This window comes from Nocardia sp. NPDC005978 (assembly GCF_040614455.1).
In the GTDB taxonomy this organism is placed as follows: Bacteria; Actinomycetota; Actinomycetes; order Mycobacteriales; family Mycobacteriaceae; genus Nocardia.
On record NZ_JBEXUS010000028.1, the window covers coordinates 44029 to 65321 of the forward strand.

At 68.9% G+C, this 21293-nt stretch carries 26 protein-coding genes; 13 read left to right on the forward strand and 13 right to left on the reverse strand.

Going from position 1 to position 21293, the window contains the following annotated elements; all coding sequences use genetic code 11:
• Positions 1 to 163: 163 nt before the first annotated feature.
• The 3 genes from ABZ319_RS15415 to ABZ319_RS15425 form a co-directional block, all read right to left on the reverse strand.
• Positions 164 to 1030, reverse strand: a complete 867-nt coding sequence (locus ABZ319_RS15415; protein WP_354987039.1) for an alpha/beta hydrolase — start codon at positions 1028 to 1030, stop codon at positions 164 to 166.
• A 484-nt stretch (positions 1031 to 1514) separates the two neighbouring features.
• Positions 1515 to 2483 (reverse strand): sigma-70 family RNA polymerase sigma factor, encoded by a 969-nt coding sequence (locus tag ABZ319_RS15420; protein WP_354987040.1) that lies wholly within the window; start codon positions 2481 to 2483, stop codon positions 1515 to 1517.
• Between the two features lie 451 nt (positions 2484 to 2934).
• The gene (locus ABZ319_RS15425; RefSeq protein WP_354987041.1) at positions 2935 to 4452 is read right to left on the reverse strand and encodes a methyltransferase; all 1518 of its coding nucleotides are present in this window, start codon (positions 4450 to 4452) and stop codon (positions 2935 to 2937) included.
• Between the two features lie 486 nt (positions 4453 to 4938).
• Between ABZ319_RS15425 and ABZ319_RS15430 the strand changes: the two genes are divergently transcribed.
• From ABZ319_RS15430 to ABZ319_RS15450, 5 genes are read left to right on the forward strand one after another with little or no spacing between them, the layout of a single operon-like run.
• A complete protein-coding gene (locus tag ABZ319_RS15430) occupies positions 4939 to 5367 on the forward strand; it encodes a hypothetical protein (protein WP_354987042.1) in 429 nt (142 codons plus the stop codon).
• Entirely contained in the window at positions 5364 to 6158 is a 795-nt protein-coding gene (gene atpB / locus ABZ319_RS15435) for a F0F1 ATP synthase subunit A (protein ID WP_354987043.1), read from the forward strand. Before ABZ319_RS15430 ends, atpB begins: the two co-directional genes overlap by 4 nt.
• Before the next feature lie 43 nt (positions 6159 to 6201).
• The gene (locus ABZ319_RS15440) at positions 6202 to 6453 is read left to right on the forward strand and encodes a F0F1 ATP synthase subunit C (protein ID WP_354987044.1); all 252 of its coding nucleotides are present in this window, start codon (positions 6202 to 6204) and stop codon (positions 6451 to 6453) included.
• Between the two features lie 9 nt (positions 6454 to 6462).
• Positions 6463 to 6969 (forward strand): F0F1 ATP synthase subunit B, encoded by a 507-nt coding sequence (locus ABZ319_RS15445; RefSeq protein ID WP_354987045.1) that lies wholly within the window; start codon positions 6463 to 6465, stop codon positions 6967 to 6969.
• On the forward strand, positions 6966 to 7541 hold the full coding sequence (locus tag ABZ319_RS15450) for a hypothetical protein (RefSeq protein ID WP_354987046.1): 576 nt from the start codon (positions 6966 to 6968) through the stop codon (positions 7539 to 7541). The genes ABZ319_RS15445 and ABZ319_RS15450 overlap by 4 nt, the downstream gene beginning before the upstream one ends.
• Position 7542: 1 nt before the next feature.
• Here ABZ319_RS15450 and ABZ319_RS15455 read toward each other — a convergent pair whose 3' ends face one another.
• Positions 7543 to 8271 carry a VOC family protein gene (locus ABZ319_RS15455; protein ID WP_354987047.1) on the reverse strand — a complete coding sequence of 243 codons (729 nt, stop codon included), beginning with the start codon at positions 8269 to 8271 and terminating at the stop codon, positions 7543 to 7545.
• Positions 8268 to 9188: a helix-turn-helix domain-containing protein gene (locus ABZ319_RS15460; RefSeq protein ID WP_354987083.1), complete on the reverse strand. Its 921-nt coding sequence runs from the start codon at positions 9186 to 9188 to the stop codon at positions 8268 to 8270. The genes ABZ319_RS15455 and ABZ319_RS15460 overlap by 4 nt, the downstream gene beginning before the upstream one ends.
• Before the next feature lie 344 nt (positions 9189 to 9532).
• Between ABZ319_RS15460 and ABZ319_RS15465 the strand changes: the two genes are divergently transcribed.
• Entirely contained in the window at positions 9533 to 10813 is a 1281-nt protein-coding gene (locus ABZ319_RS15465) for an MFS transporter (protein ID WP_354987084.1), read from the forward strand.
• An 18-nt stretch (positions 10814 to 10831) separates the two neighbouring features.
• On the opposite strand, the gene ABZ319_RS15470 is transcribed toward ABZ319_RS15465, so the two are convergent.
• Positions 10832 to 11185, reverse strand: coding sequence for a DUF3099 domain-containing protein (locus ABZ319_RS15470; RefSeq protein ID WP_354987085.1), 354 nt, complete (start codon positions 11183 to 11185; stop codon positions 10832 to 10834).
• 171 nt (positions 11186 to 11356) lie between these two features.
• On the opposite strand from ABZ319_RS15470, the gene ABZ319_RS15475 reads away from it, so the two are divergent.
• Positions 11357 to 11590 (forward strand): DUF3039 domain-containing protein, encoded by a 234-nt coding sequence (locus tag ABZ319_RS15475; protein ID WP_354987048.1) that lies wholly within the window; start codon positions 11357 to 11359, stop codon positions 11588 to 11590.
• Between the two features lie 61 nt (positions 11591 to 11651).
• Here ABZ319_RS15475 and ABZ319_RS15480 read toward each other — a convergent pair whose 3' ends face one another.
• Together ABZ319_RS15480 and ABZ319_RS15485 are read right to left on the reverse strand one after the other, a co-directional pair.
• On the reverse strand, positions 11652 to 12155 hold the full coding sequence (locus ABZ319_RS15480) for a nuclear transport factor 2 family protein (RefSeq protein WP_354987049.1): 504 nt from the start codon (positions 12153 to 12155) through the stop codon (positions 11652 to 11654).
• 59 nt (positions 12156 to 12214) lie between these two features.
• On the reverse strand, positions 12215 to 13027 hold the full coding sequence (locus ABZ319_RS15485; protein ID WP_354987050.1) for an SDR family NAD(P)-dependent oxidoreductase: 813 nt from the start codon (positions 13025 to 13027) through the stop codon (positions 12215 to 12217).
• Positions 13028 to 13131: 104 nt separating this feature from the next.
• On the opposite strand from ABZ319_RS15485, the gene ABZ319_RS15490 reads away from it, so the two are divergent.
• Positions 13132 to 13815 (forward strand): TetR family transcriptional regulator, encoded by a 684-nt coding sequence (locus ABZ319_RS15490; RefSeq protein ID WP_354987051.1) that lies wholly within the window; start codon positions 13132 to 13134, stop codon positions 13813 to 13815.
• A 146-nt stretch (positions 13816 to 13961) separates the two neighbouring features.
• Here the strand turns inward: ABZ319_RS15490 and ABZ319_RS15495 are convergent, their stop codons facing one another.
• A complete protein-coding gene (locus ABZ319_RS15495) occupies positions 13962 to 14807 on the reverse strand; it encodes a 3-hydroxybutyryl-CoA dehydrogenase (RefSeq protein ID WP_354987052.1) in 846 nt (281 codons plus the stop codon).
• A gap of 352 nt (positions 14808 to 15159) precedes the next feature.
• Between ABZ319_RS15495 and ABZ319_RS15500 the strand changes: the two genes are divergently transcribed.
• From ABZ319_RS15500 to ABZ319_RS15510, 3 genes are read left to right on the forward strand one after another with little or no spacing between them, the layout of a single operon-like run.
• A complete protein-coding gene (locus ABZ319_RS15500) occupies positions 15160 to 16224 on the forward strand; it encodes an iron-containing redox enzyme family protein (protein WP_354987053.1) in 1065 nt (354 codons plus the stop codon).
• The gene (locus tag ABZ319_RS15505) at positions 16224 to 16877 is read left to right on the forward strand and encodes a HemK2/MTQ2 family protein methyltransferase (protein ID WP_354987086.1); all 654 of its coding nucleotides are present in this window, start codon (positions 16224 to 16226) and stop codon (positions 16875 to 16877) included. The genes ABZ319_RS15500 and ABZ319_RS15505 overlap by 1 nt, the downstream gene beginning before the upstream one ends.
• 22 nt (positions 16878 to 16899) lie before the next feature.
• A complete protein-coding gene (locus tag ABZ319_RS15510) occupies positions 16900 to 17064 on the forward strand; it encodes a CDGSH iron-sulfur domain-containing protein (protein WP_354987054.1) in 165 nt (54 codons plus the stop codon).
• A 15-nt stretch (positions 17065 to 17079) separates the two neighbouring features.
• On the opposite strand, the gene ABZ319_RS15515 is transcribed toward ABZ319_RS15510, so the two are convergent.
• Entirely contained in the window at positions 17080 to 17421 is a 342-nt protein-coding gene (locus ABZ319_RS15515) for a MerR family transcriptional regulator (RefSeq protein WP_354987055.1), read from the reverse strand.
• A gap of 149 nt (positions 17422 to 17570) precedes the next feature.
• Between ABZ319_RS15515 and ABZ319_RS15520 the strand changes: the two genes are divergently transcribed.
• Positions 17571 to 18287: a PAS and ANTAR domain-containing protein gene (locus tag ABZ319_RS15520; RefSeq protein ID WP_354987056.1), complete on the forward strand. Its 717-nt coding sequence runs from the start codon at positions 17571 to 17573 to the stop codon at positions 18285 to 18287.
• A 7-nt stretch (positions 18288 to 18294) separates the two neighbouring features.
• On the opposite strand, the gene ABZ319_RS15525 is transcribed toward ABZ319_RS15520, so the two are convergent.
• Both ABZ319_RS15525 and ABZ319_RS15530 read right to left on the reverse strand, forming a co-directional pair.
• A complete protein-coding gene (locus tag ABZ319_RS15525; protein ID WP_354987057.1) occupies positions 18295 to 19275 on the reverse strand; it encodes a TIGR03557 family F420-dependent LLM class oxidoreductase in 981 nt (326 codons plus the stop codon).
• Positions 19276 to 19333: 58 nt separating this feature from the next.
• Entirely contained in the window at positions 19334 to 19555 is a 222-nt protein-coding gene (locus tag ABZ319_RS15530; protein ID WP_354987058.1) for a hypothetical protein, read from the reverse strand.
• 189 nt (positions 19556 to 19744) lie between these two features.
• Between ABZ319_RS15530 and ABZ319_RS15535 the strand changes: the two genes are divergently transcribed.
• Positions 19745 to 20449, forward strand: coding sequence for a phosphodiesterase (locus ABZ319_RS15535; RefSeq protein WP_354987059.1), 705 nt, complete (start codon positions 19745 to 19747; stop codon positions 20447 to 20449).
• Between the two features lie 207 nt (positions 20450 to 20656).
• Here ABZ319_RS15535 and ABZ319_RS15540 read toward each other — a convergent pair whose 3' ends face one another.
• A complete protein-coding gene (locus ABZ319_RS15540) occupies positions 20657 to 21163 on the reverse strand; it encodes a flavin reductase family protein (RefSeq protein WP_354987060.1) in 507 nt (168 codons plus the stop codon).
• Between the last annotated feature and the right edge of the window lie 130 nt (positions 21164 to 21293).

Below are 21293 nucleotides of genomic sequence, written 5' to 3' on the forward strand. Positions count from 1 at the left end.
GCCGGCCACGTCGGCTCACCGGGGCGGGCGCGGCCACCGGCCGGAACATGATCTCGGGCCCACCCCGCGCGGGGCGGGGGTGGGCGTCCGGGACCCGATCACGGGGCGCGACTGACCGCCGTTCCTCCGGATCTGCTACGCGCTGAACGGGATTCGGGGAGCGTCACGACCGCACGTGCGTGCGCAGGAACGCGGTCAGGGGCGTCGCCACCGCCCGCGCGTCGTCGATGAACGGCCAATGCCCCAGCCCGTCCAGCACGTGCACCTCGGCCTCGGGGAAGTACCGGCGCTGCTGCTCGGCGAAGCGCACCGGGATGTAGGGATCCCGCGACCCCCAGAGCACGCAGGTCGGCAGCCCGTTCACCTCGATTCCGAGATTGCGCTCAGGAAACGCCCCTGCGGGATCCCGGGACGTTCGATACAGCCGCAGCACCGCGCGCTTGTGCCCCCAATCGGCGTGCCTGCCGACCCGCTCGATGTAGGTGCGCGGTAGTGGCCGGGGATTGTCCCGATTCAGCGCGATATGCATCAGGCGGGGCGAACTCAGCAACTGGAAGAGCTCGCCCAGCATCGGCACCTGCCAGATCCGTGCGTACCGGTGCCACCGATATCCCTCCAGCACACCGCAATCGATCAGTGTCAGACTGCGCAGCCGCGCCCGATGATCCAGTGCCCAGCGCAGGCCCCACGCCCCACCGAAATCGTGCAGCACCAGGTGGACTCGCTCGACCCCGAGCTGATCGAGCAGCCGGCCCAGGAACCGCGCGTGCCCGATCACGCTGTGATCGAACGACTTCGGCCGCTGCGCCCGACCGAACCCCGGCATGTCCATGGCGATCACCCGCGCGAAACCGGTTATCTCCGGCACGATCTCGCTCCAGTCCGCCATCGGCCCCGGATTGCCGTGCACGAACACCACCGCCTCCGCGCGATCGCGCGGCCCGCTGTCGAACACCGAACATCGCACACCGTCGACCCACTGATCGCCACCGATCAACTCCGGTGGTGGTTCCCGCCTGTTCCCGGCCATCGGCCGCCCTCCCCGCGTCGTCCGTCGCCGTCGCGTGCGCCACCGTCCCCGCCCGGTCCGCACCGCCGGCCCTGCGTTCGACCGTACCGGCCTGCGCCGAGTTGCCGCACCCACGATGAACAACGTTGGCGCACAATGGCCTCCGGCCCGTACCGGACCTGTCCCGGATCCGACGTCCCGGCGGAGTGCGCCGGGTTCGCGTCACGGCCACCGATGGCCCCGGCGGACTTGTCGAATTCGACGCTCGCCGCGGTCGGGCGCGCAGAGCGCCGTCCGGAGACGCTCGGTGTGGGAGTGCGGCGGCAAAGGCCGGTGTGACGGCCGAACCCGCCCGCTCACGCGCGAACGCCGGGCGGCTCGGCGCTGTCCGGAGGGGGACGTACGGATAGCGGGAACCGCCCGGCGTGTATCGGACCGACGCCTCGTAGACGGCCCGAAGCAGGAGGCGGGCCCGGCCGCGGTGACCGGCCGAGCCCGGGGTGTGTCAGCTCGCGTAGGCGCGCAGGCGATCCGCGCGCTCGCCCTTGCGGAGCTTGGTCATGACCTCGCGCTCGATCTGGCGCACACGCTCACGGGAGAGCCCGAAGAGCTTGCCGATCTGATCGAGGGTGCGGGGCTGGCCGTCGTCCAGGCCGTAGCGCAGGCGGATGACCTGCTGTTCGCGCTCGTCCAGGGTGGCCAGGACCACGCGCACGTCGCGGTGCAGCAGACCCGCGATGACGGCGCTCTCGGCGGAGGTGGCCTCGGAATCCTCGATGAAGTCACCGAGCGGGGCCTCTTCGTCGTTGCCGACCGGCATGTCCAGGCTCACCGGGTCGCGGCTGTGGTCCAGCAGATCGGCGATCTTCTCGACCGGGATGCCGGACTCGTTGGCCAGTTCCGCGTCGGTGGCCTCGCGCCCGAGCTGCTGATGCAGTTCGCGCTTGATGCGGGCCAGCTTGTTGACCTGTTCCACGAGGTGGACGGGGAGCCGGATCGTGCGGCTCTGATCGGCCATACCGCGGGTGATCGCCTGACGGATCCACCAGGTGGCGTACGTCGAGAACTTGAAGCCCTTGGTGTAGTCGAACTTCTCCATGGCCCTGATCAGACCCAGATTGCCCTCTTGAATGAGGTCCAGCAGCGGCATGCCGCGGCCGGTGTACCGCTTGGCCAGTGAGACCACGAGGCGCAGGTTGGCTTCGAGCAGATGCTGACGGGCCGCGCGGCCCTCACGTACGAGAATCGCGAGGTCCTTCTTCTTGACCGCGGACAGCCGCTTGCTCGTCTCCAGCAGGTGCTGAGCGTAGAGGCCCGCCTCGATGCGCTTGGCCAGCTCGACCTCGTCGGCGGCCGTGAGCAGCGCCGTCTTGCCGATTCCGTTCAGGTACACGCGTACCAGGTCGGCAGCGGGGCTCTGGGCGTCGAGGTCCTGTTCGCTGGGGCGCACATAGGTAGTGGCGGGGCTTGTCATGACTTGCCTCCTGTCGGTGGTGTCTCGCTCCGTTCAACGGGCCCGACACCCAGAAAGTTCCCCGCCGGGCCGTTCATAAACCGCATCTGAGCTGCGGTTTTCACGGCGCACGGCTGAGAAGTTCCTGAGAAGCGCGCGATGCGGGGAACACGGGCGCTCCGGCGGTGACGTCCGGTGTCCGTGCGGTTGCCACCGCCGATGCCGAACTGTGGAGCGCGACAATCGAATACGTGATCACGGGCACCGTTCCGCCGCCGTCGTTCGGGGAGTTGGTGCAACGGAGTGGTCGAGTCAGGCATTCCCGAGGTTTCCGGAGTTGAACCCCAAATTGTGATACGTCTCACCGAGAGCTGATAAACGCCTGGTCACGGGACGGAAACGACTCGGCCACCGGGCAGCTGCGCCGGTGGCCGAGGGAGGTGAAGCGTAGAACCCGGGCGGGTTCCGAGGGCTAGCGCGGATGGATGAGGCCGTGCCGGACCAGGCCCACCACGATGCCCAGGGCCGCCGAAATGAATTCGGGCGTGGCCGCGTCGCCGGTCTCGCCGAAGGCCAGCAGTTCGATGAGATCGCGCAGCGGCAGGCCGTCCGGTCGCATACCGGCCAGCAGCGCCGCGGTGGTGTCGTCGGTCTCGTGCTGCCAGCGCGGCCCGTCGCCGCGATGCAGGCGCGCGACCTGCTGCTGCCAGCCCTCGGCGCCGGGCAGGTAGACCCGTTCCAGGGCCGTGGCCGGATCGACCTCGAAGCGGGACGCGAGCACCAGCTCCGGGTCCGTGGCCACCGCGCGCAGCCAGGCCGAGCGCTCGAAATAGCGCAGCGCCTCGGGGCCCAGCGGATCGTCGAAGGCGTGGGTGAGGTCCTCGGCCAGGATTTCGGTGGGCCCGTCGATCGCGCGGAGATAGACGAATCCGAATCCGATGCCGTCCACGTTGTTGACGGCGAGGGCTTCGAGCCAGCGCTCGGCGCGCTCCTGCGCCAGCGGCTCGCGCGGGTCCAGCCCGGCGTCGCGCAGCCAGGTGCCGACATAGAGGTCGGGATCGGCGATGTCGCGCTGCACCACCCAGGCCTCGATGCCGTGATCGGGCAGCCAGCTCGATACCCGGGTCCGCCAATCCTGGCCGGTCACATGCACCCAGGCGGACAGCATCGCCGCGGTGCCGCCGGGCGCGAGCAGTTCGGGCACCGACGAGATCACCAGTTCGCTGGCCCCGTCCAGGGCCAGGCCGGAATCCCGGTAGGTGTGCTCGATACGGGCCGGGCCGACCACGAACGGGGGATTGGCCACCACCCGGTCGAAACGACGCCCGGCGACCGGCTCGAACCAGGAACCCTCCAGCAGTTCGACGTCGAGGTCGTTGAGGCGCGCGGTGGCCTCGGCCAGCCACAGCGCCCGCTTGTTCACGTCGGTGCCGGTGACCCGCTGCCCGTAGGTTGTGGCGTGCATGGCCTGTACGCCGCAGCCGGTGCCCAGATCCAGCACGGTGCCGACCGGGCTCGTCGGGGTGGCGCGCAGCAGCGACAGTGAGGCCTGCCCGACGCCGAGGACGTGATCGGTGTCGAGCGTGCGCCGGCGCATGGAGTCGTCCAGGTCCGAGAACATCCACTGGGTGCCCGCCCCGAGGTCCATCGGCCGCAGATCCAGGGCGGCGCGCACGTCCGACCCGTCGCGTTCGAGCAGACCGGCCGCGACCGCCTGGGAGATGTCGGCGGGCGCCAGCGCGGCGGCGACCTCGCGCTCGGGCAGTGCGTCGCCGAGCAGCAGCAGGCGGATCAGGGTGCCGAGCTCACCGAGCCCGCGGGCGGCCCGGCGCACCGGCACCGGTTCCTGCCGGCTCAGAGCCGCGTGGGTGGCGGGGCCGAGCGCCTCGAACAGGGTGATGGCGTCGTAGCCGACACGGACGAACGCCGTGCGCAGATCCGGAGCCAGGTCGGCGAGCGGGGACGAGGTGGTCCTCTGATTGGTCGGCATGGCATCGAACTCTGCCACCGCAACCCCGCGGCATCGGCCGGTGGGTCGGGTTCGCCGGTCGGGAAAGCATGCGGGTACGGGTGGGGCGGGGTTGCGCGGTGATCGCGGAGACGGGTCTCCGGGGTGCTTCGGGGGTGTCGCCGCGGGTGTCGTGGGGTGGCTCTGCTCCGGCGTTCGCGGCGGGTGCGCGCGCGGGCGCCGGCGGTTCGGAAGGTGTTGGGGCGCGCCGGTTTTCGATCATGGTGCGAGGTCACGCGCGCCCCTCGATCTTTACCGCGGGAAAGGCTGCCGAACGGACCGGGTTGCGGAAAGAGCGGTCCGTCAGGGATATTGGAAAGCACCGATAAACCGTGAGAAAAGCGCCGACAAAAGATTGTCAAAGCCTCTCTAAAAAATCCCTAAAACGTATGGGGGACAATTCAAGATCGGTCAATTCGGATCAGAATTGTTGTCACGCAATGCCGTTCGCCGGTGTATGGTTCGATCATGTTCGGCCCCACCGTGCGGTGGGATGATGGCGAGGCGGTGTCATTGGTGGATGTCAACAAGATCCGGATGCGCCGAGTGGCCGCAATTGCGACCGTGCTCGGATTGCTGATATTGATGGTCACCGGTGTGCTCGATCGATTGCTACTCGGTGTTTTCATCGCCGGCGGCCTCGTGCTCGGTGGGCTCAATGCGCAACTCACGTGGATGTCCATTGTGCGCATCACCGATTCGGAAACACCCAGCAAACAAAAGCTGGCGCTGTCGTCCGCGGCCCGGCTGCTCATTCTCACCGGCCTGTCGATCCTGCTCGCCATCGTGACCCGGCCCAACGGCATCGGAATCTTCTTCGGGCTGGCTCTCTTTCAATTGATCCTGGTCCTGCAGACCGCGATCCCCGAAGTGAAAGGGCTCCGGCAGCAGCCATGAGCATTCCAGGCGCCGCGCTGACCCGGCTGACCACATCCGTCGCGCCGCTGGCCCAGCAGGAGGGCGGCGAGTCCAAGATCCATGTCGGCGAGCACGCCGAGGCTCATCTGTTCGGCACCGTGTTCAACGTCGACACCATCGTCTCCACGCTGGTCGCGGCGCTGATCGTGCTGGCGCTGGCCTTCTTCCTGCGCGCGAAGATCACCTCGGGCGTCCCCAACGGCGTGCAGCTGTTCTTCGAGACGGTCACCGTGCAGATGCGCAACCAGGTGGAGAGCGCCATCGGCATGCGGGTCGCGCCCTTCGCGCTGCCGCTCGCGGTGACGCTGTTCGTCTATATCCTGCTGTCGAATTGGCTCTCGGTGCTCCCGGTGCAATACGGCCAGGGTGAACTCGTCAAACCACCGGCCTCGGATGTCAATTTCGTCTACGCGCTGGCGCTCTTCGTGTTCCTCTGCTATCAGGGCGCGGGGATATGGCGGCGTGGCGCCGGCGGGCATGCCAAACAATTGCTGAAGGGGCATACCGGCTGGGGTCCCATGGTTTTCATCAACATCATCGAGGAAATCGCCAAACCGCTGTCGCTGTCGCTGCGGCTCTTCGGCAATATGTTCGCCGGTGGCGTGATGCTGTCGGTGATCACGCTTTTCCCGTTCTGGATCAGCTGGGGTCCGAATGCGGCCTGGAAACTCTTCGATCTCTTCGTCGGCCTGATTCAGGCCTTCATATTCTCCCTCCTGACCGTGCTGTATTTCAGCCAGTCGATGTCGCTGGAGGGTGAAAAGCACTGAACGGCACCGCCGTCCGGTGATATTTCTCAAAAGGAAGTGAACAATGGCAGCAGACCCCTCAATCGTCCAGGGCGCGCTCATCGGCGGTGGCATCATCCTGGCGGGCGGCGCCGTCGGTGCGGGCATCGGCGATGGTCTCGCCGGCGCCGCACTGATCAACGGCGTCACCCGCCAGCCCGAGGCGGAAGGCCGTTTGCGCGGCAACTTCTTCCTCACCGTCGGCCTGGTCGAAGCCGCCTACTTCATCAACCTAGCGTTCATGGCATTGTTCGTATTCGCTACACCCGGTCAGTAGGCCGGGATCATGTCTCCGCGAACGGATGTGGTGGCCGCCGGGAACTTCCTGATCCCCAATGGCACCTTCTTCGTCGAGTTGGCGATCTTTCTGATCGTGCTCGGGGTCATCTGGTTCTTCGTCGTCCCGCCGATCCGAAAGGTGCTGGGGGAGCGGGAGGCACGGGTCGAGGAGACCGCGGCGATCAGCAAATCGGCCAACGAGACGTTCGCCGAGGCCAAGGCCCGCTACGACACGGCGCTGGCGGCCGCCCGCGCCGAGGCGGCCGACATCCGCAATCAGGCGCGAGCCGAAGGCCGGGCGATTCTCGAGGAACTCCGCGACGCGGCACAGCGGGAAGCCGATCACATCGTCGCGGAGTCCACGGCGCACCTGCGCGCCGAGGCCGACCAGGTCTCCGCGGAACTCCGTGAAGCAGTGGAACCGCTGGCACAGGACCTGGCCGAACGCATGCTCGGCCTGGCACAGCGACCCAGAACCAGTGCCGGAAACCAGAGAGGACGGGGGTCGTCATGATCCTCAGCACGGGGGTGCTCGCCGCCGGGGGCATCTATCACATCAAGTTCGACTGGCCCGTCTTCTTCAGCCAGCTGTTCGGCTTCGGCGTCATCGTCTGGTTCATGATGAAATACGTTGTCCCGCCGGTGCGCCGGATCATGAACAAGGCGCAGGACACCATCGCGCGGCAGCTCGAGGAGAGCGAGAACGCCGCGGATCGGCTGGTGGAGGCCAAATCGGCCTACGACAGCGCCGTCACCGAGGCCCAGGCCGAACTCGAGCGGATGCGCGCGGACGCCCGCGCGGACGCCGACCGCATCATCGGGCAGATGCGCCAGGCCGCCGCGGCGGAGGTCGAGCGGGTGCGCAGGCAGGGCCGTGATCAGATCCTGCAGTTCCGCAGGCAGCTCATGCGGGATCTGGAGGCGGACCTGTCGGCCGCCATGCTCGCGCTGACCGAGGAGAAGGTGCGCGAACACGCGGGCGCTCCGCAGGCCAGGTCCGAGAGCATCGAGCGTTTCCTCAATGATCTGGAGGTGCTGGCGAATTCGGCGCCGGCCGAGCAGCGGCGGCTGCCCGGCCCCAACTGAATCAGGACGGTTCCCGGCCGGTCAGGCAGTAGGGCTGACCGGCGGGATCCGCCATGACGATCCAGCTTTTGCCGTGCTCCACCCGGGTCGCGCCCAGCCGCTGATGCCAGGCGGCGGTGGCCTCGATGTCGGTGCAGGCCAGATCGACGTGCGCCGAGGTCGGCCGGTCCGTGCCGAGGCGCTGCAGGAGCAAGCCGATCGGCAGCGCCGAATCCGGCCGCAGTCGCGAATACTCCGGCAGCGTGCTCGAATGCATTGTCCAGCCGGTCAATTCGGTCCAGAACCGCACCTCGTCCGCGTGATCGGACGGCCCGATGTCGAGGCAGATCTGATCCAGGCGGCTGATCTCCCCGCCGGGGCCTGCGGTCGCGGGGGACCGTTCGCCCGGTTCGCGCTGCGCGGGGGTGAAACAGAAGATCATGCCGTGCGGGGATCGCAGCACCGTGTAGACCGGGTGCTCGAGCACCACGCTCGCGCCCAGCGTCACCGCGCGCCCGGCCGCGGCCCGGACGTCGTCCACATCGAGGTCCATGTGCACGCGCGGCCCGCTCGCCACCGCCTGCATCTTGACCGTCGGCGACCCGGAATCCGGTAGCAGCGTGACGAATTCGGAATTCTCGCCACGCGCGGGCGAGAGGCGAGTATCGGTGACCGCGGTCCAGAATCGCGCGCATTCATCGAATTGCGCGGCGGGCCGGTCCAGGAAGGCCCAGATCCAGCGAATTGTCATGCGGTCTCCCAGTGTTCGCGAAATGTCTTGCGGTAGGCCAGCGGCGGCACGCCGAGTTCGGCGCGCATGTGGTGCCGCAGCACGGCCGCCGTGCCCATGCCCGCGCCGCGGGCCACCTCGTCGATGGCCAGATCGGTGCTCTCCAGCAGGTGGCGGGCATGACGGAGGCGCTGCTGCAGCACCCAGGCCCCGGGCGCCATGCCGGTCTCGGCCTTGAACCGTCGGGTGAAGGTCCGCACGCTCATATGGGCGTGCGCGGCCAGGGTGGCCAGGTCCAGGTCGTGATCGAGGTGGTGCAGCGCCCACAGGCGGGTCGGGGCGGTGCCGTCCACGCCGGGCTCGGGGACCTGGCGTTCGATGAACTGGGACTGCCCGCCCTCGCGCCACGGCGGGACCACGCAGTACCGGGCGGCGTGATTGGCCACGGCGCTGCCGTGGTCGGTGCGGATCAGGTGCAGGCACAGGTCGATACCGGCCGCCAAACCCGCTGCGGTCCAGATGTTCTCGTCCTGCACGAACAACAGGTTCTCATCGAGATGGACCCGGGGATAGAGGGAGCGGAACATCTCGGCGAACTTCCAGTGGGTGGTGGCGCGCCTGCCGTCCAGCAGCCCGGCCGCGCCGAGCACGAACGCGCCGGTGCAGATGGAGACGATGCGCGCGCCGGGCCGGATGGTGTCCAGGGCCGCGGCGAGGCCGGGGTCCAGCAGGCCCTGGGTGCGGGGCCCCGCTATCCGGGTGCCGGGCACGATCACGGTGTCCGCGCGGGCCAGGAGCTCGGGGCCGAACTCGGGCACGATCGCGTAGCCGTTGGTGGAAAGCACGGCGTCCGTGCTCAATCCGCACACGTGCACGTCGTAGAGCGGGTCGCCCGCCTCGTCCCGGGCGGCGCCGAGGATCAGCGGCGGGATGGTCATGTCGAAGCCGACGATCGGCTCCAGCGCCAGCACGGCCACCAGGTGTGGTGTGGCCACGGCGGCCTCCTCTCGCGGTGTTGGCCGGATATCGATGCATTGTGTCATTCAGGCCACTCGTGCGCGAGCCGCATATCGGTCAGGCTCGACCGGTGAGCGAACTGCGAGACGACCCGGCCCTCGAATCGGTGCTCGGGGCAACAGCACTCGACGGCGTGCCGGACGCGACGAACAGAGAACCCGCGGCCTCGACCGGGGCGAGCGCGGCGACGCGGCCGGGCCCGGGGCGGCCGGCGGCGGTCGCCGAGACGGGGGAGGTCGCCGCACCGGCGGGCACGCGAGCCGGGATCAGCACTCGCGTCTCGAACACCGCGGCCCGTTCGCGCGGCGGTCTGCATCCGGCGTGGATCGTGGCCGCCGTCGCCTTCGTCGCGCTGGTCGGTGCCGCCGCGTTCCGCTCGGTGCCCGGGGTGCTCATGGCCCCGCTGCACGACGAGTTCGGCTGGTCGCACGGCACGATCGGGGCCGCGGTCTCGGTGAATGTGCTGCTGTACGGACTCATCTCGCCGTTCGCCGCCGCCCTGATGGATCGGTTCGGGATCCGCCGGGTGGTGGCCTGCGCGCTGGTGCTGGTGGCGGCGGGCGCGGGGCTGACGGTGTTCATGACCCAGGCGTGGCAGCTCATGGTGACCTGGGGGCTGCTGGTCGGGGTCGGCGTCGGGTCGATGTCCATGCCGTTCGTGGCGACCATCACCGGGCGCTGGTTCGTCAAACAGCGCGGGCTGGTCACCGGCGTGCTCACCGCGGCGGGGGCGGCGGGGCAGCTGGTGTTCCTGCCGCTGGTCGCGGCGCTGGCCAACGATCACGGCTGGCGCGCACCGTCCCTGGTGGTGGCGGGGCTGGCGCTGGCGGTGGTGCCGCTGGTGTGGTTCTTCATCCGCGACTATCCCGGCGATATGGGCGTGACCGCGTACGGGGCCGAGCCCGGCAGCACGGTGGGGGTCCGCAATCCCGCGCCCGGCGGTGCGCTGCGCGCGCTCACCGTGCTCGGAACCATCGTGCGCAAGCCCGTATTCTGGCTGCTGGCAGGTGGTTTCGCCATCTGCGGGATGTCGACCAACGGGCTCATCGGCACGCATTTCGTCAGCGCCGCCCACGATCACGGCATGCCCGCCACCACGGCGGCCGGGCTGCTCGCGCTCATCGGGGTGTTCGATGTCGCGGGGACCATCGCCTCGGGATGGTTCACCGACCGCGTGGATTCGCGCTACCTGCTGGTCGCGTACTACTCGCTGCGCGGGCTGTCGCTGCTGATCCTGCCCGCGCTGTTCGCGCCCGACGTGGAGCCGAGCATGTGGGCGTTCGTGATCTTCTACGGGCTGGACTGGATCGCGACCGTGCCGCCCACCGTGGCGCTGTGCCGCGCGCACTTCGGCGACGACGGGCCCGTGGCGTTCGGCTGGATCTTCGCCTCGCACCAGGTGGGTGCGGCGATCGCGGCGTTCGGTGCGGGCGTGATCCGTGACGTGCAGGGCAGCTACACCCTGGCCTGGTACATCGCGGGCGGGCTGTGCGCGCTGGCGGCGGTCCTGTCGCTGAGTATCCGGCGTGCCCCGGCGGCGGTCTGAGGGTCCGGGGCCGTCCGGTCAGGATTCGATGGTGCGGTGCGAGCGGGCTTCCAGGGCGGCCTGGTCCTCGCGCCGGCCGTCCCAGCGGCTCGGCTCCTCCTTGGTGCGCGGCGGCCGGTCGTTGGCGATCAGCACGGCGATCCACGGCAGCGGAATCGAGACGCCGATGATCAGCAGCGAGATGACCCAGTTCTCCCACAGGGTGTAGGCGATCGCCGCGCCGACCAGGCATGGGATCCGGAAGGCCATGATCATCATGTAGCGCCGGACGCGATTGCGATGCTGCTGCTCGAGCGAGGTCGCGGCCTCGGTGATCAGCGCCGGGTGGTCCTTCTCACCGGTGAAGAAACCCTGCGATTTCCGCTCCGGCATCGGAATCGACCCGGCGGGGAGAATTTCGGCCTCGGGGCGCTCGCCGCCGCCGGCCTCGGCCTGAGAATCGCCGTCACGCTGCATAACCTCGAGTCTTGCACTCCGGCTCGCCGAATGCACATGACGGTGGTAGAGGTGAAGCGCGGGCGCGGGGCTGGCATCATGGACGGGGTGAGCACAGACACCCTGGTCCGGCCGGATACGACCACCGACGAGACGACCTCCGACGACACGCCCAAGGTCTTCCACTATGTGAAGAAGAACAAGATCGCTGAAAGCGCGGTCATGGGCACCCACGTCGTGGCCCTCTGCGGCGAGGTCTTTCCGGTGACGCGCTCGGCCAAGCCCGGCTCCCCGGTGTGCCCGGACTGCAAGAAGGTCTACGAAATGATGAAGAAGGACTAGCTCGCCGCACGCGGTGCCCCCGGGTCCCGGGCCGGACACGTCCCGCGGACCCTTGCTCGGCTCACGGCGCGGTAGCCGGCTCCTCGGCTGCGCCGTCGGCCGTCGCGCGCAGCAGGCCTCTGGCGTGTTCGGAGCCGTCGAGCGCGCGGGTCACCCGCCGATCGATTCGCCAGCCGCTGGTGGTCCTGGCCAACCGGAAGTGGTTCGCACCCGCCCGCCACACCGAGAAGCGGCCGTCCCGATGCCGGACCAGCAGTGATTCACACACCGCCTCGGCGGCGTCGCCGTGCACCGTGACGTGCACCGGACCGAGGAAATGCGCCGAGCCGGCCGCTATGAGCGACTGGTGCGCGGGGGACTCGACCATCGCGTGTATCTGGCTCCGGTCGCGCATATGCCAGCCTTCGACGTCGTATTCGCCGTCCTCGGTCCACAATTCGGCGACCGCCCGCGCTGCACCGGCATCGACCAGCGGCCCGTACGCGGCGATCAGCCGGGTGATGGCCAGCTCGTCCTCCACCCGCGACAGCCGGGATTCCAGGGCGGCGAGCCGTTCTTCGAGCATCGGAGTTCCTTCCTCGGTAGGGCCCGCGACGGCGGGTTTCGGCGGTTCGGGTCGTGCGGTCATCGCGCCACCCGTTCGGGCAGTCCCATGAGCCGTCGCATCCCGCGGTCGGCGCGCAGCACCGCGGCCGCCCGATCGGGATCGTTGCGTGCCCGCGCCCCGGCCTCGTTTCCGGAAACGATATGCACGGGACCGTGCGCCAGCCGTGAAAGTCCTTCGCGTGCAACATCATCCGGCTCGGATACCGGCAGGCCCGGTACATCGAAGTTCAGGCCGGCTCGTTCCATCGCCGGTGTTCGCGTGACGCCGAGCACCAGGTCCAGGACATCGACCCCGAATTCGCTCAGTTCGAGCCACAGGCTTTCGGCGAATATCCGCCCGAACGCCTTCACCCCGCCGTACACGGTGTGATGCTGGGACCCCAGATACCCGGCCAGCGATCCGGCCATCAGAATTCCGCCCCGCCCACGGGTTTTCATCGCGCTGCCGAAGTGATGGATCAACCCGAGCGGCGCGGTGATGTTCAGGTCGATGACCCGCTGGAAAGCGTCCAGATCGCCGTCCACGAACGGTGCGCCGTGGGTGTTCGCGCCCGCGTTGAGGATCAGCAGGCCGACCTCCAGATCCGAAGCCGCCGCGGTGATCTCGCGTACCGCGCCGGGGGCGGTCAGATCGATCGCGAGGGTGCGTACCTCGACGCCGTGCGCGCGGCACTCCGCGGCGGTCGCCTCGAGTGGCTCGGCCCGCCGGGCGACCAGCAGCGGGGAGATACCCGCCCGTGCCAGCTCCAGCGCCAGCGAGCGCCCCACACCTTCGGATCCGCCGATGACCACGGACCACGGCCCGTATCGGAGCGGGTCGAGACCGTTCATCGTGGCTCCCTCGGGACCGGGATCGAAATATGACACCTCCCGTTCTACAAACTTCCGCGCCGAAAAGCTAGAGTGAATTCTAGTTTTCGAGCGGAGGTGGGCCAGTGCCCCGAATTTCACAGGACCGCGCGGTCGGGCGCGTCTCCACCGCCCGGCAGCTCGAGCGGCAGCGGGCGATTCTGGTCGCGGCCGCGCGCATCGGCGCGCGGCACGGGCTGGAACGCGTTCAGATGAGCGAGGTCGCCCAGTCCGCCGGCGTGGCCCTCGGGACGCTCTACCGCTACTACCCGTCCAAGCATCACCTGTTCGCGGCGGTACTCGACGACGCGGTTCGGGAACTGCCCTCCGTCGCAACGGTTCCGGAGGACCCGATCAAGGGAGCGGCGGACTTCCTGCGCCGGACCGTCGGGGAGCTACTGCGCCATCCACTGCTCGCGCGCGCGATGCTGTTGTCCGTCAACGCGATCCGTGCGCAGGATGGGAGCGCCGCCCAGGACCCGTCCGGGAAATCCTCCGGCACAGTGGCTCCCGAAGCCGACCAGATCATGCCCGCGCGCATTCTCGCCGCGGCGGGGATCGTCGCGCCGTCCGCGGAGGATCATCGCCTGGCGCGGCTGCTCGAACAGTGCGTGTACGGCATTCTCACCTGGACCGTCGCCGGCCGCTTGGACCCCGGCCAAGCGGTCGCGGACATCGACCGAGCCTGCGAACTCCTGCTGGCACCGTGGTCGCGGCTGGCCGCTGCGGATGCGGCGCGGGGCCCGGCGGCCACCGGATTCCAGGATTAGCCAGCGTAGCCGGGGCAGATCGGCTGGACCGTTCTCGGTCGCCCGCACGCCGGCCGAACGGTCGCGGTCATCGACCGAGCCGGCCGTCGCCGCCCCGGAACGCACGCGGCGCCCGAATCGCTTCGGGCGCCGCGTGTATCGCGCACTCAGTAGGTGTAGAAACCCCGGCCGGTCTTGCGACCGAGGTAGCCGGCGTCGACCATCCGGCGCAGCAGCACCGGCGGCGCGTACTGGGGCTCGCCGAACTCGGCGTGGAGGGACTCGGCGACGGCGAGGGTGACATCCAAACCGACCGTGTCGCACAGGCGCAGCGGGCCCATGGGGTGAGCGCAGCCGCTGACCATGCCCTCGTCGATGTCCTCGGCGGAGGCGAAGCCGGTCTCGAACATCCGGATCGCGCTGCACAGGTACGGGATCAGCAGGGCGTTGACGATGAAGCCCGCCTGGTCCTTCGACTCGATGGTGCGCTTGCCCAGCACGTCGCGGGCGTAGGCGGTGACCTTGTCCACGACCTCGCGGTCGGTCTTGAGGGTCACCACGATCTCCACCAGCGGCAGCACCGGCACCGGGTTGAAGAAGTGCACGCCCACCACGCGGGCCGGGTTGGCGGTGGCGTTGGCCAGCCGGATCACCGGGATCGAGGAGGTGTTGGTGGCCAGAATGGTCTCGGGGGAGACGATGGCGTCGAGCTTGGTGAAGAAGTCGGCCTTGAGCGACTCGATCTCCGGGGCGGCCTCGATGACCAGCTCGCGGTCCGCGAAGTCGTCGATGGCGGTGGTGAGGGTGATCCGCGCCCGGGCGGCGTCGGCGTCGGCCTGCTCGAGCCGGCCGGACTTCACCGCCCGCGCCAGGGACTTCTCGATGCGCGTCACGGCGGCGTCGGCCGCCTCGGTGTCGCGTTCGAGAACCAGGACCGAGCTGCCGTTACGGGCAGCCACCTCGGCGATACCGGCACCCATGGTGCCGCCGCCGATCACGCCGATGCGTTCCACTATCGATTTCTCCTCGCACTCAGACAATTCGCACGACCATCTTGCTCGACCCACCCCGGCCGACCTTCCATCGGGCGTTGATTGTGAGGTCGGCCACGGCGGCCGACGTCGTCGGAACGGTCCTGCCTTCGGGGTCCTGCCCGCGCGCGGTCGCCATCCGGGAGTGGTCCTGTGCGTCGGCCCCGGTCTGCTCCGCGGCTCTTTCGGGCCCGTCGCGATCTCGTGCGCGATCGCCGATCCGAAACTCGGACCGACCCCGAGGCGCGACCGGGTTCGCGGACCGCGGGCCGAGTGGATCGGCCCGCGGTGGGTAGGCGGGAAGTAGCGCCTATTCGCTGCGAAGGAGTTGCTCATGCCCACCACCATCGCTCGACGTGTGCTTCCGCAACCGTGCGGCGAACTGTCGTCCCGGGTGATCGACGCGCTCGGGACGACGGTCGGATCGCCGGTGTCGATATCGCTCCCCGGAGCTGATCCGTACGGGCGTGATCTGCACCTGGCGCTGCATACCTGCTACGGGCTGCATTACGACGCGTTCGCAGGTGTGGATCCGGCATGGGAATGGGATCCGGGGCTGCTCGGGGCGCGCGCGGAACTGGAACGAGTATTTCTCGCGGCATTGCGAGCCGATACCGTTGCCGGCACCGATGTCGCGCATGAACTCGACGAACTCCTGGTCGTGCCCGATGAGAATGCGGGTGTGGGCGCTTTCCTGCGGGACGACGGCGAACCTCGGCACGTGCGCGAATACTTCGTACACCGGTCGATCCTGCACCACCAGGAGGCCGATCCGTACGCGTGGCTGATCCCGCGCCTGCGTGGGAGGGCCAAGGCGGCACTGGTGGCGGTCGAATTCGACGAATTCGGCGGCGGTCGCGGTGAACGGATTCACCAGCGGCTATACGCCGATCTGCTCGCGGGCGCAGGCCTGGACCCGGGCTATCTGCGCTACCTGGACGTGGTACCCGCGCCCATGCTCGCGCTGGTCAACATGATGTCGCTGTTCGGCTTGCATCGCGCGCTGCGCGGCGCCGGGGTCGGGCATTTCGCGTCGGTCGAAATCACGTCTTCGCCGGCCTCGCGCCGCATGGTCGACGTGCTCGAACGACTCGAGGCCGACGTCGCGTGCGTCGCCTTCTATCGCGAGCACGTGGAGGCCGACGCGGTGCACGAACAGCTCATGCGCCGTGACGTCATCGGTGATCTGCTGGAGCGGGAGCCGGAGCTGAGCGAATCCATCGTCTTCGGAATTCGCGCCACCGAACTGCTCGAAAATCGTTTCGCCGAACACGTATTGGAGTGCTGGCGCGCGGACCGCACGTCGTTGCTCGATTCCCTGGAATTCGAGGGTCGCGAGGAATTATCGATGGCCGTCTCCGGTGTACACCGCGAATTCCGGGCTATTCGACATTCGTGATGTTGATGCGGACGCCCGGCGTGTACCGCCCGCAGGCCGACACCGACCTACTCGCCGGTGCGCTGGCCGGAGCGGGAATCCCACCGCGCAGCCGAGTGCTCGACGTGTGCACCGGCACCGGGGCCTTGGCCATCGCGGCCGCGCGGATTCCCGAGGCCGCCATCACGGCCGTCGACATCTCGCGCGGGGCGCTGACCTCGGCATGGCTCAACAGCCGCCTGCGCGGGCTCGACGTGGAACTGGTCCGCGGCGACTTCCGATCCGCGCTGCGCGGACGCCGCTTCGACGTGGTGGTGTCGAATCCGCCCTATCTGCCCTGCTCGGGTCAGGAGCCGCCGCGCGGCGCGGCCCGCAGTTGGGACGCCGGCTCGGACGGCCGCTCCGCCATCGACTCGCTGTGCCGCATGATGCCCGAGATGCTTTCCGAGACAGGAACATTCCTGCTGGTCCACTCCGCGCTGTGCGGCGTCGACACGACGCTGACGCGGTTGCGGGATACCGGTCTGAAGGCCGCGACGGTCGCGCGTGCGAGCGTTCCGTTCGGGCCGGTACTACGTAGAAGGGCGGGATGGCTGGTTGATCGCGGTCTCATCCGGCCCGGCCAGAACGTCGAGGAATTGGTGGTCATCCGTGCCGACCGACCCCGAAAGTGACCGCCGTACAGTCACTTACACCGTGGACGGGCCCGCCCTGGTGGAGGGTCCGCTGGAGCTGGTGACCGTCGATGGCCGAGTCATCCACTGCGACCGCGTCGTAGTCGCCCTGTGCCTGTGCCGCCGCTCGGCCATCTACCCGCTCTGCGACACCAGCCACCGCAAGCGCCGCCGCCCCGTCGACTAGCGGGCCGCGGGCGGGTCAGGACTGGTCGCGCAGGCGCTGGTTGTCGCCTTCCAGCCGCAGATTGTCCGCTGTGAGATCGGCGTTGGAGTCTTCCAGGTCGAGGATGCGCGCGATGGCGGCGAGGTTCACGCCCTGGTCGGTCAGGTCGGTGATGCGGCGCAGGCGGGCCAGGTCGTCGCCGCTGAAGCGGCGGGTGCCGCCGGCGCTGCGGGCGGGGGTGAGCAGGCCGTGCTGCTCGTACAGGCGCAGGGTCTGCACGCTGATGCCCGCCAGCTCGGCGGCGACGGAGATGCCGTAGACGCCGCGTGCGGCGTCGGGCAGGTGTGGGTCCGGTAGGGGCGCCCCGGGATCGGGCACGGGCAATCCTCCTCGGCGGTCGAGAGAAACTCTCTGCGGTGGTCTTGCGACTTTATCGCACAAATGCTAAAAGAAATCTGTACCTACTGGCATAGATATTCTATGCAATGCGAACCATAAACGACGTCATCAGGACAGGAGGATCATCGATGACGCGCGAGCGGCACCCGCACCTCTCGATCCCGCACGTGGACCCCGCGGTGGTGGTCGCGGGTGTGCCTTCACCGGAGGTATCGCGCCTGCGAACCGGGGCGATGACGGGGAGCTTCCGATTCTGGTTCGCCTCCCAGCGCTGGGAATGGTCGCCGGAGCTGTACCGCATGCACGGATACGCACCGGGCGAGGTCGAGCCGACCACCGAACTGCTGCTGGCGCACAAACATCCGGAAGACCGCGAGCTGGTGGCCGCCTCCATCGCGCGCTCCATCGAGCAGGGTCTGCCGTTCTCGAGCAGGCACCGCTTTCTGGACACCACCGGGCAGCAGCACACGGTGATGGTCGTGTCCGACCACATCTTCGGCGATGCCGGGGTCTCGGTGGGCACGAGCGGTTTCTACATCGACCTCAGCGAAACCCTGGCCTCGGCCGAGCGGGTCGCGGTCGACGAACGGCTTCCGGAACTGGTGGAGGCGCGCGCGGTGATCGAACAGGCCAAGGGCGTGCTCATGCGCATGTACCGCATCAGCGCCGAACAGGCGTTCAGCGTGCTGGCCTGGCGCTCCCAGGAGGCCAACGTGAAGCTCCGCGTACTGGCCGAGCAGCTGATTCTCGAACTACCCGACGTACCGGCGGAGTCCCCGGTCACCGTGGCGGCCTTCGATCACCTGCTGCTCACGCTGCACGAACGCATACCTCGGACGCCCTGACGGTCGTTCAGGAAATGCCTTCGGCGGCACGCAGTTTCGCCAGCAGCGGTCCGGCCACCTCGGCGAGGAAGCGATCCTGCTCCTCGTCGCCCACCTGAACCAGGGCGAGATCGGTGAAACCCGCGTCCGCGAAGGGACGCACCGCTCGCACGATGGCGTCGAGATCGGGTCCGCATGCGATGGCGCCGGCGACGTCCTCGGGCCGGACGAACTCGGTCGCCGCCGCGAATCCCGCGGGGGTCGGTAGATTCGCGTTCACGTCCCAGCTGCCGGTGGACCAGCGGAACTGTTCGTGGGCCCGGCGTATCGCCCGGTCGCGGTCGCTGTCCCAGCTGATGGGGAGCTGACCCGTTACCCGGGACGGTGCGGCGGAATCGCGTGCCGCGCGCCAGGATCGGACGATTTCGGCTTCCGGGCTGGTGCTGACCATCTCGTCGGCCAGGGGCGCGAACCGGCGCACCGATCGCGCACCGGACACCGCGACGGCGATCGGGACCGGCTGCGGCGGCAGGTCCCAGATTTTGGCAGCGTCGATCCGGTACCACCGCCCGTGCGTATCCACCGTCTCGCCCGAATGCAGTGCGCGAATGATGCCGATCGCTTCGGCCAGCCGATCCTGGCGTTCCTCGAGGCCCGGCCAGCCCGTGCCGATCACGTGTTCGTTGAGGCTCTCCCCGCTGCCCAGCCCCAGGGTGAACCTGCCCTCGGCCAGAATCTGCAGGGTCGCGGCCTGCTGTGCGACCACGGCCGGGTGATAACGCATGGTCGGGCAGGTCACGTAGGTCATGAACGGGATATCGCGGGTCGCCTGCGCCACCGCGCCGAGCATGGTCCAGGCGTGCGGGGCGTGGCCCTGCTCGGCCAGCCACGGCGAATAGTGGTCGCTGCTGACCAGGAAGTCGAAACCGGCCGCTTCGGCGGCGACCGCGTAGCGGACCAGCTCGCGCGGGCCGCTCTGCTCGGTCATCAGGGTGTATCCGAATTTCACCGCTCACTCCAGTTCACTCGGGGAACGCTGTGCCGCGGGGCTGCTCGCCCGGACCCGGTCAGGACACGGCGTACTCGCCGGTCACGCTCTCCACCCGATCCACCAGGGCCAGCTCGGCGAGTTCCGCGGCGGCGGGCGCGGTCAGCGAGACCACCACCGAGCTCGGGTAGAGGCCGTAGACGAGCATGCCGCCCAGCTCGCGGAGGCGGTCGCCGAAGGCGTCGCCCGCGGCGGGGCAGTTCGGGACGAACTGAACGCGATACACACTTTCGTCGGCCATGACGACTCCTTCGAGAATCGGGGAGTGGAACCTGCCGAGGGAGGTTTGCCCGGTTCTCGGGCGAATACACACGCCCGGTCAGGGCGTGGAAATGTGGTGAGCAGCGCGTTCGCGGCCGCGATTCGGGGGCGTTCGCCGGGGTATTGCCGACCGAAAGGGAGAAACCCCGGTCTGGAGGACATAGTGGGCTTGATCGACAACACCGTTTCCGGCATCTTCACGGTGGTGGCCCGCGTGCGGCGCGGGCGGGTGTTCCATCCGACCGGCGTCCCCCTGGCCGGCATGGTGCACGCGGTGGATCCACAGTTCGTGAAGCTGCTCGGCACCACCGAACGCCCCGCCGCGGTGCGGATCTCCAAGGGCACCGGGCTGCCGGGCGGTCTCCCGGACGTGCTCGGGCTGGCGCTGCGCGTGCTGGACCGGGACGACCGGCCGTGGGATCTGACCCTGGCCACCACCGGAACGAGCGCGGCCACCCGGCTGCTGCCGCTGCCCGTGCGCGGCTGGAAATCCGCCAACTACGGCAGCCTCATGCCGTACCGGTTCGAGGACGGTCCCGCGCTCTGGCTGGGCGCCCGGCCCGCCGCCCCGCAGCCCGACACCGCCGATCTCTCCGATTTCAACTCCGGAGTCAGCGACGGCGGCACCGGATTCGAACTGACCGCCACCTCGCGCAGCGGCCCGTCCCGCACGCTGGCGCACCTGGTGGTCAGCGAACTCGAGGTCGGCGCCGCGCCCACCTACTTCGACCCGATCCGCAACCGCCCGGCCGGTGTCGAACTGCTGCCCCGCGCCCTGGCCACGATCCGCGAATGGGCCTACGTCGGAAGCCGTTCGGGCCGTGGGCGTTCCGCCGACGCGGACTACGCCGATTCGCTGTTCGCCCGCGACTGAGCACGCCGGGCGGCGGGTATGCCCGAGCGGCGACCGGCACGGGATCGAGGTGGAGGATTGATCCCGAGACCGGCGGGTATCCGGAGAATATCCGACCAGCAGCGCTCGTGAGCCACCCGAAGGCGATGACTGCGCGACCCGGGGACCGCACACCGTCGACGCCGACGGCGACTCACCGACGAGGCGACGTGTTGATCCGGGCCGATGTCACGCCCGATGACCGGGACGCAGACCGGCCACCGCCGAAAACCGCAGGGGCGGTGCGTCCCCGGTCGCGGCCTGTGCCGCGGTGGGGTCGATCAGAAAGCCGACGTGGTCACCGAAGTCGTTGGTCTGCACTATCTTTCCGGCGAACCAGCCCGCGGCCGCCGTCAGGATCGGCATCGTGTGCGGACCCGGCTGCCAGTCGCTGTGCTCGAATTTGTCGATTTCCGTGCCGGTTTCGGCACCGAACAGCTGTGCCAGCGCCAACCCGTCGGCCGGGAGTAGGTGCAGCGCCAGGTGGTCGGCGCGCAGCGCCACGCGGTAGGTGTGGTTGGTCTTGGACAGGCAGGCCAGGAAGCGGCGCGGGGTGATGCTCACCTGGGTGCCGAAGCCCATCAGGCAGCCCGCGCGTTCGCCGTCGGCGACCGTGGTGACGATCCACATGGAGTCGTCGGCTCGCGCGATGAGCGAGTCGAACGCGCTGTTCGTGGTGCGGGCGGTAGGTGGCACGCGAATCTCCCAGCTCGAGCGAACACGGATCCCGGACCGGCGCGCTCAGCCTACCCAGCGGGAGTCACGGGTGGGGCGCTCGTTTGCCCGCGTCGTGTGTGGGTGACGCGAATCTCGGTGTCCCAGGCTC